5 protein-coding genes are annotated in these 18,893 nt (G+C 46.6%); 2 read left to right on the top strand and 3 right to left on the bottom strand.

Annotation, left to right across the window (positions count from 1 at the left end; genetic code table 11):
* Positions 1-3,306: amino acid adenylation domain-containing protein (locus OEZ43_21310; protein MDH5548123.1), on the bottom strand; the 3,306-nt coding region annotated here is incomplete at its 3' end.
* A gap of 399 nt (positions 3,307-3,705) precedes the next feature.
* Here OEZ43_21310 and OEZ43_21305 point away from each other — a divergent pair.
* Together OEZ43_21305 and asnB are read left to right on the top strand one after the other, a co-directional pair.
* Positions 3,706-4,659 carry a TauD/TfdA family dioxygenase gene (locus OEZ43_21305; GenBank protein MDH5548122.1) on the top strand — a complete coding sequence of 318 codons (954 nt, stop codon included), beginning with the start codon at positions 3,706-3,708 and terminating at the stop codon, positions 4,657-4,659.
* A gap of 24 nt (positions 4,660-4,683) precedes the next feature.
* Positions 4,684-6,552 (top strand): asparagine synthase (glutamine-hydrolyzing), encoded by a 1,869-nt coding sequence (asnB, locus tag OEZ43_21300; protein ID MDH5548121.1) that lies wholly within the window; start codon positions 4,684-4,686, stop codon positions 6,550-6,552.
* A gap of 51 nt (positions 6,553-6,603) precedes the next feature.
* Here asnB and OEZ43_21295 read toward each other — a convergent pair whose 3' ends face one another.
* Positions 6,604-13,317: an amino acid adenylation domain-containing protein gene (locus tag OEZ43_21295; protein MDH5548120.1), complete on the bottom strand. Its 6,714-nt coding sequence runs from the start codon at positions 13,315-13,317 to the stop codon at positions 6,604-6,606.
* Positions 13,314-18,866 carry an SDR family NAD(P)-dependent oxidoreductase gene (locus OEZ43_21290; protein MDH5548119.1) on the bottom strand — a complete coding sequence of 1,851 codons (5,553 nt, stop codon included), beginning with the start codon at positions 18,864-18,866 and terminating at the stop codon, positions 13,314-13,316. The genes OEZ43_21295 and OEZ43_21290 overlap by 4 nt, the downstream gene beginning before the upstream one ends.
* Between the last annotated feature and the right edge of the window lie 27 nt (positions 18,867-18,893).

Genomic DNA, 18,893 nt, shown 5'->3' with positions numbered 1-18,893 from the left:
AGAGCGTAGGACTTGTTGTTCAAAACGCTGATGAAGCGTGGTGTCCGTCGGAAAAGTCGCTATGGTCGCGTCGGGACCATCGAGCACTTGCTGGCGTTCGCAATCACTGAGCCATTGCAGCTCGCTCAGTCGGATATCGGGTTGTTCAACGAGTTGTTCGAGTAAACGAATAAAGCTTTGTGACCAATGGGCGATCGTAGGGGCACTGTATAAATCAGATGCAAAAACCCAACGGCCCTTCAAGCCTTCCTCGGCTTCTGCCAGATGCAATTCAAGATCAAATTTTACGGTATGATTCGGGACTACTAGGGGCTCAAATTGAATACCGGTTGAAGTCAGTTTCGGCGGAGGCGCGTTCTGTAAATCAAGCAACACTTGAAACACGGGCGGATAGCGCAAATCTCTGGAAATTTGTAAACCATCCACTAATTGCTCGAAGGGAAGGTCTTGATTTGCGTAGGCACCTAATGTTGTTTCTCGTACCTGCTTAAGGATATCAGTAAACTTTAAACAGTCGCTAAGTTGCGTACGGATTACCAGCGTATTGACAAAAAATCCAATCAGCGATTCTAATTCTGCTCGTTGTCGATTCGCTACTGGGCTGCCGACACTGATATCCTGCTGACTGCTATAGCGGGATAATAACAGCTGAAATGCTGCCATCAACGTCATAAATAAAGTAACGTTGTGGACTTGGCTAAGTTGTTTGAGCTGGTTGGTGAGCTTGGCTGGGAGTTGGATCGGGTAGCTTGCGCCGCGATAACTTTGCATTGCAGGACGTGGATGGTCAGTTGGTAGCTCTAGTTTTCCAGGCGAGCCTGCAAGTTGCTCACGCCAATATGTCATTTGTTGATCCAGGCTCTCAACCTTGAGCGTTGTACGCTGCCAGTAGGCGAAATCTGCATATTGTATGGGCAATTTAGAAAGCTTTTTGTTCACGCCACGCGCAAAGGCATCGTAAAATTGCGTTAATTCCTGTATCAATATGTTCATTGACCAGTCATCCGAGATGATATGGTGCATGTTTAGCAGCGCTACATGGTGATCATCATCCAGATGTATCAAACATGCTCTCAAAAGTGGGCCTTCCGACAAGCGAAAAGGCGTTTGTGCTTCATCGCTCACCAGGCGTAATAGTTCAGTTTCACGTGTGCTCTCCGATAAATCACTTAGGTCTACTACGGGGAGCTTAATGGTCCTTTTAGAGAAAACGATTTGGCGAGCTTCACCGTCTACATCCTGAAAAACCGTACGCATAACTTCATGGCGTTTTACCACCTCGTTTACTGATTGAAACAACGCGCGCACATCCAGTTGGCCGTATAATCGTACAGCTGCCGGTATGTTGTAAAAGGGGTTGTCTGGGATCAGTTGATCGAGAAACCATAGTCGCTGTTGAGCAAATGAAAGTGGAATCTCATTGTGCCGAGCAATAGTTTGAATTGGACTTGATGAACTACTGCTATCCGACAAACTTTCCAAGTCGTTCGCCAGCATGGCGATTGTTGGAGCATTGAATAAGGTCGCTAAGGGCAATTCCACATTAAACTTTTTGCGAATACGTGAAGTAGTCAGCAAGGCCTTTAATGAGTGGCCTCCCAGGGCAAAAAAATTGTCATTTACTCCAACGGAATCAACTCCCAAAACTTCCTGCCAAATTTTGGCGAGTTCCGTTTGAGTCGATGTGCTTGGAGCGACATAACTGCTGGCAGGCGCCTGACTATTCGTCCGTGTGGCGCTTAGCGCTTTGCGGTCAATTTTTCCCGTCGCTGTAAGCGGCATTTCCTCCAGCGATGTGAATATTGTGGGGACGATCGATGCGGGTAGCAGTTCGCTTAGAAAGGTATGTATTTCCTCGCTGGATATGTCGATTGTCGAGACATAGAAAGCCTCAAGATAGCTCACCTCGTGTTCATCAACGTGTCTTACAACGGCAGCGTGATGAATGTCGGCATGTTGCAACAGAGCATTTTCAACTTCTTGAAGTTCGACACGAACCCCGCGTATTTTAACTTGATGATCTTTTCGACCCAAAAATCGTAATGTGCCATCGTCTTGCATAATCGCCAGATCGCCGGTGCGATACACCAAATCATCAGGATCATCTGTCAAGGGGTTCGGCACAAAGACTTGGGCGGTGCGTTCCGGTTGTCGATAGTAGCCAAGTGTAAAATAGAGGGATCGCAAATAAAGTTCACCGACTTGGCCACGAGGGCAAATCTGGCCTTGCTCATCCAATAGTATGGTTTTAGCATCGCTGATGGGTTTTCCAATGGGGATAAAGCCGCGATCGACGTCCTCAATTTTAATTGGGTGAAAACACTTAATGAGTGTTGTCTCAGTACTGCCGTAAAGATTCACCAATTTTACCCGATCAGAAAAAATCTGATGCCACTGCTGTACATCGGATGGCAACACGGGTTCGCCGGCCATCAAAATCAGCTGCAGAGCCGGAAAATGTTGCTCGTTTAGTTCTTCCTGCAATAACGTGCGAAATAGTGAGGGTACAGTATGTGTAAGCGTTATGTTCGCGTCAGATAGCCAAGAAACCAGTGAATCAGATGATAATTGATTGGCAGGTTTGGGGGGTAGACACAAAGTGCCGCCACATGCTAGCGGAACAAACAGGTCACGCAAAAATGCATCAAATGTTGCAGATGTGAGTTGACTGACTCGGCACCGTTCGTCTAGATCAAATTCGTTTGTTTCCCATCGTATGAAATGTGCGAGACTCTTGTGTTGACCCAAAATTGGCTTCGGTTCACCGCTGGAACCCGATGTGAAAAAAATGTAACAGGGGTCGTCAGGTGCAAGTTCTATTTTCGGACTTTTGACGTCGTCCAGGAACTCGAGAAAGTATAACAATAGGTGTTCTGGCGCTTGTCCGTTTAGATTGGTGATTTTTTGATCAAAAACTAACACGCAGGAGTTAGTTGAAACAATATCTCCAACTGTCCGAACTAATTGAGAATCTGTAATCCACCACGCAGGCGTGACAACGCCCGCTAATTTGCGTAAACGCGACACGGGGTCGCGTACATCTAGCGGCGAAAAAATTCCCCCGGCTTTCAATACGCCAATCAGGGCAACGATGTGGTCTAGAGGATTGGTCAAAAATAGTGCAACAACCTCGCCTTTTTTAAGACCGGCGTCCACCAACTGACGAGCAACACAGTTCGTGTGCCGCTCCAGCGTTTGATAATCTATAAAACCGTCTTTATGTTCTAGTGCAGCAGCCTGGGGATATGCAATGACGGATCTATGTACCAACTCTAGTACGTTATTATTACTAAGCTTGACTTCCATTTAACTACGCTCATCCGTACAACTACTTTATTGTTGTGATCGCTATTGCGGGTAAGAATATCTTGCTTTGATTTTCTACGCAATAAAAAATTCTAACGAAAACATTTGTTTTGAACTACAGCAGTGTGCGTAATAGGTGTAGCCAATTTTCTGTTCAAAATTGACAGCAGTTAGTATCAAGCTCTTTGGTTTTTTCTCATAGTCAGATTATTTTACACAATGCAATTATAAATTTTCCTAGGTTGAAAAATTATGTTTTTTGTGAATTTAGGTTGCTTTTTTCTCACAAATAAGGTGAGCGTGTTTCTTTGATATGTTTTAATACTGAGGCGATAGAAACAGGTGTTGTATGCCAGGACTTCGTCGCTATAGAGTGCTGCTAAAACAAGGAGTGGGTAATTGGTTTACGAGCAATCAGATTTTCTGTATACGTGGCGGCAGGATGATTCTGCCAGTGTAAATTTTCCCGAGTTTTGCAACGAGAATGAGGAGGAAATTGAATATCTCCTGCTTAAACATGGTGCAATATTGTTCAAAGGATTTGGTGTCGATTCTCCCCAAAATCTTCAAGACTGTGTTGATGCAATGCCTGGCACATTGCTGAATTATGTCGATGGAAACTCGCCCAGGACAAAGTTAAGTGGCAGTGGCAATATCTATACTTCCACGGAACACCCGTCCGAGCTATTTATTTCTCTACACAGCGAGCTATCGTACGCCGCCAAATGGCCAAGCCATCTGTATTTTTGTTGTCAGATTGCGCCGAAAGAGGGAGGCAATACACTGGTTGCGGACAATAGAGCGATTCTCGCCAGTTTGCCTAAAGAGCTTGTGGATATGTTTGCTCAAAAGGGGCTCAAGTATATACGCAATTTGCATAATGGCTCGGGGGCAATGTTTGGAAATTCGTGGCAAGACACATTTGAAACGAGCGATAAGGCAGCGGTTGAGCAACATTGTCGAGAAAATGATATTCAATACCAATGGAAAGCCGATGGAGGTATACGAATCATACAAAAGCGCGTTGGTATTGCTAGGCACCCGACCACAGGAGACAGTGTTTGGTTTAACCAGGCCGATCAGTTTCATCCCTCAACAAATCCACCGGAGGTTTATGAGGCAATAATGGAGCTATTTCCGGATCCGTTAGATATGCCTCAATGGGTTTGTTTTGGTGATGACACGCCAATTGATACCGATATATTTGAGGTGGTCACTTCCACCACAAAACAACACACCGTATATTTCCCATGGGAGAAGGGGGATTTCTTGGTTTTGGATAATATGTTGGTTTCACATGGAAGATCACCCTTTAGTGGCGACAGAAGAATACTTGTTGCCATGTCTGCGTAGAATATTCGAACGGCGGTAATTTATATGTGTGGAATAGTTGGTGTTGTTGATTTTAATGAGAAGTACCCAATAAGCGAACAAATTTTGAGGCCGATGACCGATAAGCTGTTTCATCGCGGTCCCGACGACAGCGGATTTTATATTGGGACTTGTGTTGGCTTTGGGTTTCGGCGTTTGTCGATCATTGATCTGGAACATGGACAACAACCTTTTTATAGTCAGGATAAAACAATTGCCCTGGTATGCAATGGAGAGATTTACAACTACAAAGAACTCCGCCAGGAATTGCAGCAAAAAGGGTATCGTTTCTCGACTCAGTGTGACGTTGAAGTGCTTATCCCGCTCTATCAAGAGTACGGAAAGGATTTCATCAGGAAACTGAATGGTCAATTTGCGATTGCCCTTTTCGATCGCGACGAACAAACACTCATTTTGGCACGAGATCACGTTGGCATTGTACCTCTGTTTTATACGCTACAGGATGGTGTTCTTATTTTTGCTTCAGAGATAAAGGCAATACTGGCGCATCCACTAGCTAAACGGCGGGTAAATGTTCGTGGTTTGGATCAGGTCCTGACATATCCTGGGTTAGTGAGTCCCACTACCATGTTCGAGGGTATTCACGCATTGAAGCCTGGACATTTTTTGATAATGAATACTCGGCAACAAAGTGTGCATGAATATTGGGATTTGAATTACCCGAGCAACACACTTGAAGATCATCCCGACGATTATTATGTGGAAAGACTAGATGAATTACTTAATAAGGCTATAAGATATAGATTAAATGCCGATGTACCGGTGGGATATTATTTGAGTGGGGGATTAGACTCGTCTCTCATTGCTGGAATAGTTCACAATATTTCATCATCATCTGAGCGTCATGCGTTTTCTATCGGTTTTACCGACCACGAACATGACGAACGTGCCTATCAGAACTTGTTGGCGCAACAATTCAATGCTACCCGGCATGAAGTTATTTTTGATTGGGATAGTGTCGCAGATCGACTATCCGATGCTGTTTACTATGCGGAATCACCGCTAAAGGAAACATATAATACATGCTCATTGGCATTGTCAGAGATGGTTAGAAATAACAATATCAAGGTAGTGTTAACCGGTGAAGGTGCCGATGAACTGTTTGCTGGTTACGTAGGATATCGATTCGACGAGTTGCGTGCGAATGGTGGACAGGATGACGCATTCGATGTCGAAAAAATTATGGAGAATGAGGAAAGATCAAAGCTTTGGGGTGATAGCAATTTCTTTTACGAGAAAAATTATTATGAGTTTAGGGAGACAAAGCTCGCTATTTATTCAGAAGCGCTGCGCGAGCGGTTTTCCGACTTTAACGCTGTCGATTCAAATTTGATTGACAAAACCAAACTAGTCGGTCGCCACCCGATTCACAAGCGCTCATATATCGACTTTAAACTGAGATTGTCAGATCACTTGCTTGCGGATCATGGTGATCGGGTGGCATATCGAAATTCCGTTGAAGCGAGATATCCTTTCCTGGATGTCGAATTGATAGAGTTTGCGAAAACAATTCCGCCAAGACTAAAACTCAACGGACTTATAGAAAAATACATCGTCAAAAAGATTGCTGAAAACTATATTCCATTTGATATCGCCAACCGCGAAAAATTTCACTTTGTCGCCCCAGGAAGTCCTGCCTTGTTAAAACAAAACATCGAGTGGGTAGAGGACTTGCTCTCCTATAATACTATCCAGCGTCAAGGCTATTTTGATCCAGATACTGTTGAACGAATTAAGAAAATGTATCGAAGAGACGGTTTTAAGCTGAACTTGCCATACGACTCCGACTTGCTAATTATTATATTGACATTTGGTGTTTTTCTAGAGCAATTTGATATAGGTGGGTACAGTTGAACGGATGGTGCTATCTTGCCAGTCCGTTCGCTAATAGACATATAGTTAATCTTATTCCGTAAACTCCAGGTAGGCCGAATTGATATTTATTTTGTTTCCATTGTGGTCGACGCGTCTTTCCGGTAGTAAAACATCCAGTTGACTGAGTTTACTTGTGGGGTGTGTGACAAACTCTCCCAGAAGATGGACGAATTCGTTCATTAGATATTCCATTAATTCGGGCTTGAATAATTCCGAGCGGTATTGGCAATAGAACAATAGGCCATTGGAACGCGGCAACACAAACATTTCCCACTCAATCTTCATATCCCAGTTTAGTGTGTCAGTGTGCGGCTCCTTGTTCTCGACTGGAATTTCATCGTCTAAGAAATTAAGAACATTTAATAACACAGATGCGCCGGGGAAGCGATTGAGGTCGCGGGAAATATTCAGTTCTTTTATCAATTCATCAAAGGGATAGTGCTGATGATGTAATCCGCTAAGTGTTGTGTTCTTCACCTGTTTTAGAAAGTCGGTGACGGTGTTGCTGGAATTTATGTTGTGACGAAGCAATATGGTGTTTAGAAAGAAACCGATTAACGGTTGTAGGTCAATATGATCGCGTCCGGCTACAGGGGAGGCGATGATTATGTCTTTTTGTCCGGTTAGTCGGGCGAGTAAAACGCTTAGTGCAGCATGCAGTGTCATAAACAACGTAACCTGATGGCGACTACAAAATTCCTCTAACTGTGCGCTGAGTGTCGGCGAGGCACTAAACGTGTATCGCTCACCTTGCCATCCCTTGTCCTGGGTAAGGGGAAAGTCAAAAGGCAGATCCAAGACGGGTAATTTACCGCTGAGTTGCGTATGCCAATAGTTTCGACTGTCGGCACCACTGTCTTCTTCGAGCATTCTGTTTTGCCAGGCGGCATAATCTTTATATTGTATGCGCAGAGGAGCGAGCGGATTGGGTAGCCCTTGGCGGAAGGCTTGTAACAGTTGCTCGGCCTCTTTTTGAAAAAGCGTGCTGGACGTACCGTCAGCGATGATTTCATGCATACACCAAAGCAACTGTTTTTGTCCCTGGGGCGTCACAATAATTTGCGCACGGAATAAAGGACCGTTAATAAAATCAAATGGTGCGACGGTAAATGCCTTGATAGCCTGCTGCAGTGCATCAGTAGACTCGAACGTCTGCTGCTGCAATGTAATCGGCGAAGGAGGCAGAATAAATTGAACCACCTGCTCGTCAACTTCGTTAAAGACCGTGCGCAGCGTTTCGTGGCGTTCGATGATGGTATTGAGTACCTGTTCGAATACGCTATTGTTGATACCGTCAGGCAAATCGAGAATAGCGGGGATATGATAGGCAGAACTATCCGCGTCAAATTGACGCAGAAGCCACAAACGCATTTGCGCACGGGAGGGGCTGTAGTGCGCTTGCTGCGGTAGTGGTTCGATGGCACTGAAATGGCTATGTTGCGAGTTGTCGATGAGTTCGGCAAGTTGGGTAATGGTAGGCGCATCGAACAAGGTACCAAGCGGGAATTCCACTTCAAACGTTTTACGAATTTTCGAGATGACCAGCAGTGCGCGTAGGGAATGTCCGCCGATTTCAAAGAAATTATCCTGGATACCCACACGCTCCAGCCCGAGTACTTCCTGCCAGATATCGGCCAACTGCTGTTGGGTCGGTGTGACCGGCGCCACGTAATTCTGCGTGTCCGAGGTGTCGACAGTCTGTTGCAATGCCTTACGGTCGATTTTACCTGTTGGTGTTAGCGGCAGGTTATCCAGGTGGGTATAGGTACTGGGAAGAAATGAAGCTGGTAATCTATCGCTAAGAAAGGCACGCAATTCTTCTGTGGGTATAGCTTCTTTGTTTTCGTAGTACGCGTGCAACACGGTATCACCGAAATCGGTAGTAGTGGCAATCACTGCGGCTTCCTGAATATCTGGTTGTGCCAGCAAGGCGTTTTCTATCTCGCTTAGCTCAATACGGATGCCATTGACCTTGACCTGTTGATCGCGTCGGCCCAGAAATCGCAGATTGCCATCGGGCAACAGTGTCCCCAGGTCGCCGGTACGATAGACCGTGTCGCCTTCCATCAGCGGATTGGCGACGAACGCACGCTGAGTCATTTCTGCTTGTTGATAATAGCCGAGACTGACATAGGGCGAACGAATATAGATCTCGCCAATTTCGCCGCGTGGGCACACCCGTCCTTGTTCGTCGAGAACAATTACCGCAGCGCCCGACATAGCGCGACCCACGGGAATGAACGTTTGTTTCGCATCGTCAGGTGTGACGCGGTGGAAGCACTTGACCATCGTGGTTTCTGAAGCGCCATAAAGATTAACCAGTTCTACCCGTTGACCAAAAATGTCTTGCCATTGTTTGACGTCGTGGGGTAACAACGGCTCTCCGGCGAGCAACACATGTTGCAGGGCAGAAAAGTGTTCGGGGGTGAGGTGCTGGGTGAGCAATGTCCTGAACAGAGAGGGAACGCAGTGCACGAGGGTGATGGCTTGTTGTTGTATCCACGAGACGAGAACGTCGGGCGTCAAATTGCGACTGGCTTGCGGGGGAATGTACAATGTTGCACCACTGCACAAAGGGACAAAGACATCACGTAAATAGGCGTCAAAAGTGGGAGCGGTGAGTTGGCTGACACGGGCGTGCTTATCGATTTTAAACGTGTCGATCTCCCACTGAATAAAGTGTGCAAGACTCTGGGCGCGCCCCACAATGGGCTTGGGTGTACCCGTTGAACCCGATGTGAAATAAATATAGCAGGGGTCATCGCCATCAATTTTTGAATCAAATTTTCCGGAATCAAATGCAGTCAAATGTTGTATGTTCCACGCTGGCGGTAGTTTGTGACTAATCGGCGCATCGCGATTTAACAGTAATACGGAAGCTGTTCGAGTCTCATCGCCAACGATAGTTGGCAGGCGTTCAATCGACGTGCTGTTTCCTACCCAGTGATATACTTGAGTCACTTTCACATATTGCTTCAAGCGTGTGATTGGGTCGCCGGTGTTCATAATCGCTATGACACCGCGCGTTTGCATAATCCCGAGCAAAGCGGCTAATTGTTCAAGCGGATTATCTGTCAACACGCCAACTACTTGACCCGGAATTAATCCCTGATTTTGCAAGCCGATAGCAATTTGAAGACTTCTGTCATAAAGCACTTGATAGCTGAGCGACTCGTTTGCGTAACTTACCGCGATAGCATCAGGTGTCGTCTTGACTTGTGATTCAAATGCAGCGAAAGGATGATCGAATGTAAGTGGAACGTCGAGCGTACGCATAAAACTGAGCGCAGGACTATTAATTGAAATATTGCCATCGACTTCACCTTGAGATGACTTGTAAATAGGTGCCTCGTCAACGAGGTAGCTGCTGTCATTCAGAGAGTATTGTAATAAATCGACAAAATTCCGCATCAAATACTCTATAGTCTCCGGGCGGAATAAACCCGTACGATATATACATCGAAAACGCATACCATTGCTGTACTCAAACACATCGATTTCAAATTCTATTTTCATGTCTTTGTCAACCGAACAATGGCGAGCCTCGAAAAGATCAAGAGTTTGCGTATTGTCGGTGAAATTCATCACGTTGAGTAAGATCGATGTGAGCGGAAAGCGAATACGTTGTCGAGAGACATCCAGTTCGTCAACGAGTTGTTCAAAGGGGTAGTGCTGATGTGCTAGACCATCTAACGTGGTTTTCTTAACAGTTTGTAACAACTGCGCAAACGTTGTTGTCGGCATTGTTTGGTAGCGCAGTAGAATGGTGTTAAGAAAAAAACCGATCAGTGGTTGTAGGTCTATGTGGTCTCTACCGGCCACTGGCGAACCTAAAATGATGTCTTTTTGGCCGGTAAGATTGCATAGTGCTACCGTTAACGTCGCTTGTAGTAGCATAAACGGCGTAACTTGATGTGATTGACAATAGCTGTGCAAGGTCTTCTGAACTTGTGCCGGTACGGTAAACTCGTAATAGGCCCCGTGTGTATCAGTTTGCGCAGTAAGGGGAAAGTCAAAAGGCAGATCCAAGACGGGTAATTTACCGCTGAGTTGCGTATGCCAATAGTTTCGACTGTCGGCACCACTGTCTTCTTCGAGCATTCTGTTTTGCCAGGCGGCATAATCTTTATATTGTATGCGCAGAGGAGCGAGCGGATTGGGTAGCCCTTGGCGGAAGGCTTGTAACAGTTGCTCGGCCTCTTTTTGAAAAAGCGTGCTGGACGTACCGTCAGCGATGATTTCATGCATACACCAAAGCAACTGTTTTTGTCCCTGGGGCGTCACAATAATTTGCGCACGGAATAAAGGACCGTTAATAAAATCAAATGGTGCGACGGTAAATGCCTTGATAGCCTGCTGCAGTGCATCAGTAGACTCGAACGTCTGCTGCTGCAATGTAATCGGCGAAGGAGGCAGAATAAATTGAACCACCTGCTCGTCAACTTCGTTAAAGACCGTGCGCAGCGTTTCGTGGCGTTCGATGATGGTATTGAGTACCTGTTCGAATACGCTATTGTTGATACCGTCAGGCAAATCGAGAATAGCGGGGATATGATAGGCAGAACTATCCGCGTCAAATTGACGCAGAAGCCACAAACGCATTTGCGCACGGGAGGGGCTGTAGTGCGCTTGCTGCGGTAGTGGTTCGATGGCACTGAAATGGCTATGTTGCGAGTTGTCGATGAGTTCGGCAAGTTGGGTAATGGTAGGCGCATCGAACAAGGTACCAAGCGGGAATTCCACTTCAAACGTTTTACGAATTTTCGAGATGACCAGCAGTGCGCGTAGGGAATGTCCGCCGATTTCAAAGAAATTATCCTGGATACCCACACGCTCCAGCCCGAGTACTTCCTGCCAGATATCGGCCAACTGCTGTTGGGTCGGTGTGACCGGCGCCACGTAATTCTGCGTGTCCGAGGTGTCGACAGTCTGTTGCAATGCCTTACGGTCGATTTTACCTGTTGGTGTTAGCGGCAGGTTATCCAGGTGGGTATAGGTACTGGGAAGAAATGAAGCTGGTAATCTATCGCTAAGAAAGGCACGCAATTCTTCTGTGGGTATAGCTTCTTTGTTTTCGTAGTACGCGTGCAACACGGTATCACCGAAATCGGTAGTAGTGGCAATCACTGCGGCTTCCTGAATATCTGGTTGTGCCAGCAAGGCGTTTTCTATCTCGCTTAGCTCAATACGGATGCCATTGACCTTGACCTGTTGATCGCGTCGGCCCAGAAATCGCAGATTGCCATCGGGCAACAGTGTCCCCAGGTCGCCGGTACGATAGACCGTGTCGCCTTCCATCAGCGGATTGGCGACGAACGCACGCTGAGTCATTTCTGCTTGTTGATAATAGCCGAGACTGACATAGGGCGAACGAATATAGATCTCGCCAATTTCGCCGCGTGGACATACTCGTCCCTGTTCGTCGAGAACAATCACCGCAGCGCCCGACATAGCGCGACCCACGGGAATGAACGTCTGTTTCGCATCTTCAGGTGTGACGCGGTGGAAGCACTTGACCATCGTGGTTTCTGAAGCGCCATAAAGATTAACCAGTTCTACCCGTTGACCAAAAATGTTTTGCCATTTTTTGACATCGCGGGGCAACAACGGCTCTCCGGCGAGCAACACATGTTGCAGGGCAGAAAAGTGTTCGGGAGTGAGATGCTGGGAGAGCAATGTCCTGAAGAGAGAGGGGACGCAGTGCACGAGGGTGATGGCTTGTTGTTGTATCCACGAGACGAGAACATCAGGTGTCAAATTGCGACTGGCTTGCGGGGGAATGCACAATGTTGCACCACTGCACAAAGGGACAAAGACATCACGTAAATAGGCATCAAAAGTGGGAGCGGTGAGTTGGCTGACACGGGCGTGCTTATCGATTTTAAACGTGTCGATCTCCCACTCGATAAAGTGTGCAAGACCTTGGGTACGTCCCACAATGGGCTTGGGTGTACCCGTTGAACCCGATGTGAAATAAATATAGCACGGGGCGTTTCGATCTCTGGTTAAGGTCGGTGGCGTATTAATGCTTGATGATGTAAAGCTCGTGCAGTTTGCGCGAAGTTTGCTGTCTGCAAGCGCGTCGATATCCACGGGCTCCCCAGTCGCGATGCCGTCGATCAGTATAACAAACTTTTCAGTACGGCCTCTCTGCTCGTATATTTCCGAGATGATACTTAAACTGTTTGAACTGCATACCCAGACCGAGGGTCTCGCTGATTCGATTTGTTGCCGAATGTGTGGTATCGGATTTTGCAAGCCAAAGCTGGCAAACATTGCGCCTGCTTTGAATGAACCAATGACGGCAATTAAATGATCAACTGGGTTATCAATCAGTAAACCTATGATCGCTTCTTGTTCTAAACCTCGATCGATTAAAGTGTTCGCTACCCTATTTGCACCGTCATTGATTTGAGCATAGCTGAATTTTTGATCTCGGTACTCGACCGCAATGGAATCCGGATTCCGCACCGCCATGTCACTAAATTGAGACGCGACGTCGTGATACTTTAGCGTCACATTTAGATTTTCAACGAAAGCCTGAAAGGGCGTTTTAGGAAGAGAAGGGTTATCGACCTGTTGCTTTCTTGCCCAGCTTAAGAGAGAAGCCTTATGTGTCTTTATCTGTTGAGTAAGATCGGAAGTTAGGGCCGAGCGATCAGCCTTAATGCGTAAATTATCCCCTTCAACACGAATTTTTATATCGTTTGTAACCAGCGCTTCGAGCAGTTCGTCAAAACTCATATTACGACCTCAGCTTCATCAGTATGGGTATTATTTTCAAGATTTTCCTCATCGGAAGTGAGTATAAGTCTGTTGGCATCCATTATTGTGTTGTCCCGCATAAATAGTTTGTATTTATCGATGTTTAGACTCGGATTCTGAACGACTTGAGTGATCAGGTCAGTAAATGTTCCCAGTAACGTTGCGATAGTCTGTTGTGTGAAAAGCGCGTTTCGATAATGACACTCAAAATAGACACTGTCGTGTTTTGGTACCGCGTAAAGCTCAAGCTCAATTTTCATATCTCTATCTATAGAATAGGGTATTATCGAATCCGAAAAATTCATAACATTCAAGAGAACAGAAGTAAGCGGAAAGCGATCAGCTTCACGTTTTATGTTCAATTCATCAACTAATCGGTCAAATGGGTAAAGTTGATGCGTCAGACTTTCAATGGTGGTTTCTCTAATAGACGACAATAAATCGACAAATGTCGCGTGTTGGGGGATGCGATGTCGTAAAAGTATTGTATTGACAAAACATCCAATGAGAGGTTGAACGTCTTGATGAATTCGACCCGAGGCTGCAGATCCGAAAATGAGGTCTCTTTGGCCGGTAACGCGAGACAACATAAGGCAGAGTATTGCTTGAATTAGCATAAACAAGCTGACATTTTGCTGTTGTATGAAACGCTGCAAAGATGTGAATTGACTCGCTGAAATATCGAACGAATAAATCGAACGTCTGCGATGTGCCGCGTTGCTGATCGGGAAGTCGAAAGGCAACTCCAACATATTGGGTGGCGTTTCGAGCACTCCGTGCCAATAGTCCCTACTTTTCCTGCCTTCTTCACCGGCGATTAGTTGGTTGTGCCATGTAGCGAAATCCTTGTATTGAATCGTTAGCGGCGTTAGTGGATTTTCCAAGTCGCTCTGATATGCGGACAACAGTTTTTCAGCTTCATGTTGAAAGATAGCGCTTGCAGTGCCATCCGCAATTATTTCGTGCATACACCACAATAAGAATTTCTGTCCATTGTCCAGTACGGCATAGTTGGCACGAAAAAGCGGGACTGACGTTAAATCAAACTTGGCAACACTGAAGTTTCTGAAATAGTCATGCATCGCCTCAAGGCTAGTTAGCGAGACGGTGTCTATTGATATATTGGTCGGGTCACGTATAACTTGAACGGGCCTGTCTTCATGCTCTTCGAACGACGTGCGCAAAGTTTCGTGTCGCAGAGTCATTGTATATATCACGTCCTCGATAGCATTCTTGTCTGCGGATTCGGGCAAAGGAATTATCGCTGGAAGGTGATAGGCGGAATTGTTGTGATCGACCTGGTGAAGTAGCCAAAGTCGAAACTGGGCGTGAGAAACAGGATAGTAGTCCTGTTTAGGCACAGTCTGAATTTCCTGATAAACAGTCGTCTCGGCGTTCTTCGATTCACCCTGGAAATGTTGTAGCGCCTTCGTAGACAGCTCAGAAATTGTGATGCTAGAGAAGAATTCGCTGATCGGAATGTCGACGCCTAATAATGAACGTAACTGATTTCGTAGTTCTATGATAGTAATGGAATCCACGCCATAGTTTGTTAAGGGCATCGACTCGTCTATTTCATTGCTACTTTCGTAGCCGAGTGCCGAGGAAAGAAGTTCTTTTAAATACAATGTCAAGACCTTGTTTTTGTCCTGTCCGTTAGCTTGTTTCAGTTTTTCTATCAGCTGCGGTTTGAGCGGCGTCACCATATTTTGGTATTTGACGGCTAATCTATTAAGAAGTGGTGGCGACGACGAAGCTCTCGCACTAAACCAATGTTTCCAATCTATAGAAGCGATGACAATTTGTGCAAGCGAAACATCTTGTAAACTGTGTTCTAGCGCAATAAAACCTGTTTCTGGATTAAGCGCGTTAATACCCCCTGCAGTCATGCGCTGCTGGTGCATTCGCCCAAGCGACGCCGCCATACCAAACTCACCCCAGGGTCCCCAATTGATGGAAATACCCACCAAATTCTTCCCCCTACGGTATGCCATGAGAGCGTCCATATATGCGTTTGCCATAGCGTAACTGCTTTGCCCAGGAGAGCCGATTACTGCGGCAATAGATGAAAAGCATACGAAGTAATCCAGGTCGCTGTCTTTGGTAACATTATGTAGGTTCCACGTGCCCGTGATTTTCGGCGCAAGCACGTTCGAGAAGCGTTGCCAATCCTGTTCGCCAACGCTTCCATCGTCTAGCACGCCAGCAGTATGAAAAACACCTCGCAATGGAGGGCCGGATTCATCGACTGTTGTGAATAACAATTTCGTCTGAGATAAATCGCCGACGTCAGCTGGAATATACCGGATACTTATACCGCGTTTCTGTTGGGTTTCTATGAAGAGTTGCGTTGGTGAATTCGCCTCACTTCTCCCTGTTAAGACAATAGTATCCGCACCTTTGTCTACTAGCCAATTTGCGAGTTTCAGACCTAGTGCTCCCTGACCACCCGTTATAAGGTAGGTAGAATCTGGTTTTATAAAAAAATTCTGACTGTCTGTTGGCGTCATAGGTCGGGTTGTTAGGCGTGCAGCTAAGCGCCGATTTTGGCGAAATGCAATTTGGTTTTCACCAGACCTGTCACGCAACTCGGCGAGTAGGTCTTCTTTTTCTTTGGCGCTGGCAGTAACGTCCAAATCTATTAGTTGACATGATAGGTTAGGGTGTTCCCACATGACTGTTCGAACGAATCCCCATATCGCGGCCTGAATAGCATCAATATGGCCTAGAGAATTCACATACGCAGCCTGGGCCGCACGCGTCACAAATGATAGACGTATCGAAGATGTGCATTGAGCCGCAGCTTGAGTTAGGTATAAGGCTGACGCATAGATTTCATTCGGTGTGTGTTGAAAACGATCCAATGCCCAAAGAAAAACGATATTGATCGATGTATTCTTGGTCGATACTGACGTCAATAGTTGGTGAAAGTCACCTGCACGTTGTGGATCCAGAGTGCAGCGACAGGAGGAGTCCGTCTGCGACGAATCACCCGGAGTGACAAGAGTATAGTCGTCTGTTTGAATACGTAGTTCATCGACTAAGGAACGACCAACGCCGTTTTTATCAGCAAATATCAACCAATGGTTTTCACCTGTGCCTGCATTTGAGGAGATCCCGGTTGTATTTCTCTCTTGTTCAAGCCAGTCTAACTGGTAAAAAATATCGGATTCATATTGAGAAGGTTTAATGTCTCGCGCGATTCTTCCCTCAAATCCTTCTATACACAAGATAACGGTTCCGTGTTTATCGAAAAGCAGCATGTCGCCGGTAACGCTGTTCTCGGATTGGTTATCAACATTTGAGTAGGTAACTTTACACCATAGTGATTCTGTAAGTGATGCAGGTTTCGTATAGCTAAGCTTACGAATATAGAATGGCAAATATATCTCGTTTTCACTGAGCGTTGATTTGTTGGAATGAGCGACAGAAAGCGCTTGAAAGACGGAGTCGACAATGCCCGGATATAGGTCGTATTGGTCGTAGTCGTCACAATTTTGTAAGCTTAATTCACAAATAATCTCGTTTTCGTGTTGCCAAATCGATTTTAAACCCTGAAACCGTGGCCCCAGATGATAACCATAACGCTCGAATTTTCGGTAGAAGTCGGTGCCATCGATGCTTTTATGGTTCACATTATCAGCGGATAGCGAGGTTATCTTAGGCAGTATTGCGGTCGCAGATACGTGTTGCGCTTGTATGTGCCCGGAGACATGGGAGAGCCAATTTTGGCGCCCGCTATTTTGTTTGTCTTCAAGAAGGCTATTTACCTCGAACTTCGCCGAGTTGTCCTCGTTAAACGATAAACTTGTCTGAACGCGATAGTTTTCGTCAGGCGAAATGACTAAAGGTTGTAGAAAATAGAGGTCACTCATTTCAACAGAGGTCGCGTCCAAAGCATCTTGTGCGGCGGCAATGACCGTGGTGATATACGCTGCGCCAGGCACTACGACGGAATCGAATAGCTTATGATCCGAAAGGAGTTTGGGGAATGTTGGAGAGTAGTAGCTTTCGTAGTACCGCGTTTCAGATCTTGATAGTGGAATCTTGTGCCCTAATAGCGGGTTAAGGCTATTTTCTGAAATAAAGGTAGGAGCAGGCGCTTTCTTGGTTTGGAACCAAAACTTTTTCCGTTGGAAGGGATAGGTCGGCAACGCGATTTTGCGTCGCGTGTACGGTGAATCGAAGGCTTGCCAGTTAATGGAAACACCGAGTTGGTATAGCGAGGCCAGACAGCGAAGCGTGCCTTCCCATTCGTCCCGTCCCCGGTGCAATGTGCTTAACCAGCGACATTGGACGTCATCGATACATTGTTGTCCGAGACCGCTAAGTACCGGTGTAGGCCCGAGTTCGAGAAAAACGCGACAACCCAGGTCGTAAGCCGTGCGCACACTTTGCTCAAAACGAACAGAGGCCAACACGTGGTCCAGCCAATATTGTGGCCGTGTCAGGTCGTCACTAATCACCTGACCGGTAAGATTCGAGATCAACGTGATGGTCGGGGGCTGAAAGCGAATGTGTTCGGCAACCTGTTTGAAATCGGCCAACATGGGTTGCATTAACGGAGAGTGGAATGCATGGGAGACGTTCAAGCGCGTGTGAGGAATTTTTTGCGCTGAGAATTCCTTACACACGGCTTCGACGGCGGCTCGATCCCCGGAGATGACGGTTTGTTGCGGCGCATTTATCGCGGCAATGGATATCTGTCCATAGGCAGCAATCGTTTGTTGCACCCGATTTGCATCGGCAGCGATAGCGGCCATGGCGCCATTCTGCGGAAGGGCCTGCATTAGGCGGGCACGGGCGGCGATTAAGCGTAGTCCCTCTTCCAGAGAGAAAACCCCGGCGATACATGCGGCAACATATTCGCCAATGCTATGGCCGAGCAAAACTTTGGGCTTTACTCCCCAGGACAGCCACAGTTGGGCAAGTGCATATTCCACAGCGAAAAGCGCCGGTTGCGCGTAAACGGTCTGGTTCAGATCATCGTGTTGTTCATTATCTTGCGGGAACAAGAGAGAGAGCAGGGAGCGGTCCATATAAGGGCGCAACATCTGATCGCACTGTATCAGGTTATCGCGAAATGCGGGCTGAGTTTGAAACAGTGAGCGCGCCATATTGGGATATTGCGAACCTTGACCGGTAAACAATAGTGCTACTTGCGCAGGTTGACTGAGAGTGGATTCACCGTAATAGGGCAAAGCAGAGGGATGATCAACCGCTTGTTGTTCTAACAATTGCAGTAGTTGTTGCGGGGAAGAGGCAATGAAACAGGCACGCACGGCGAAGTGAGAACGGCCAGTGGTCGCGGTATAGGTAATGTCCTCTAAACGTTGTTGAGGGTGTTTACGCAAAAATTGTTGGTAACGTTGCACAATGTCGCCAAGTGCATTGGGCGTTTTTGCCGAGAGCGCGAGAATATGCAGTGGGCGTTCAACTTCCGAAGTGAGGGCAGCGGTTTGGGGTGCTTCTTCGAGTATCACGTGGGCATTAGTTCCACTGAACCCAAAGGAGCTCACACCTGCCAGGCGTCGGCGGTTTTTGTCGCGGGGCCA

The sequence above is a fragment of the Gammaproteobacteria bacterium genome (assembly GCA_029881255.1).
Lineage (GTDB): Bacteria > Pseudomonadota > Gammaproteobacteria > S012-40 > S012-40 > JAOUMY01.
This window is presented reverse-complemented; position numbering and strand designations above follow the sequence as displayed.

Excerpts from the sequence above, each read along its gene's own strand:
- asnB (MDH5548121.1), top strand. The coding sequence starts at position 4,684 with ATGTGTGGAATAGTTGGTGTTGTTGATTTTAATGAGAAGTACCCAATA.
- OEZ43_21295 (MDH5548120.1), bottom strand. The coding sequence starts at position 13,317 with ATGAGTTTTGACGAACTGCTCGAAGCGCTGGTTACAAACGATATAAAA.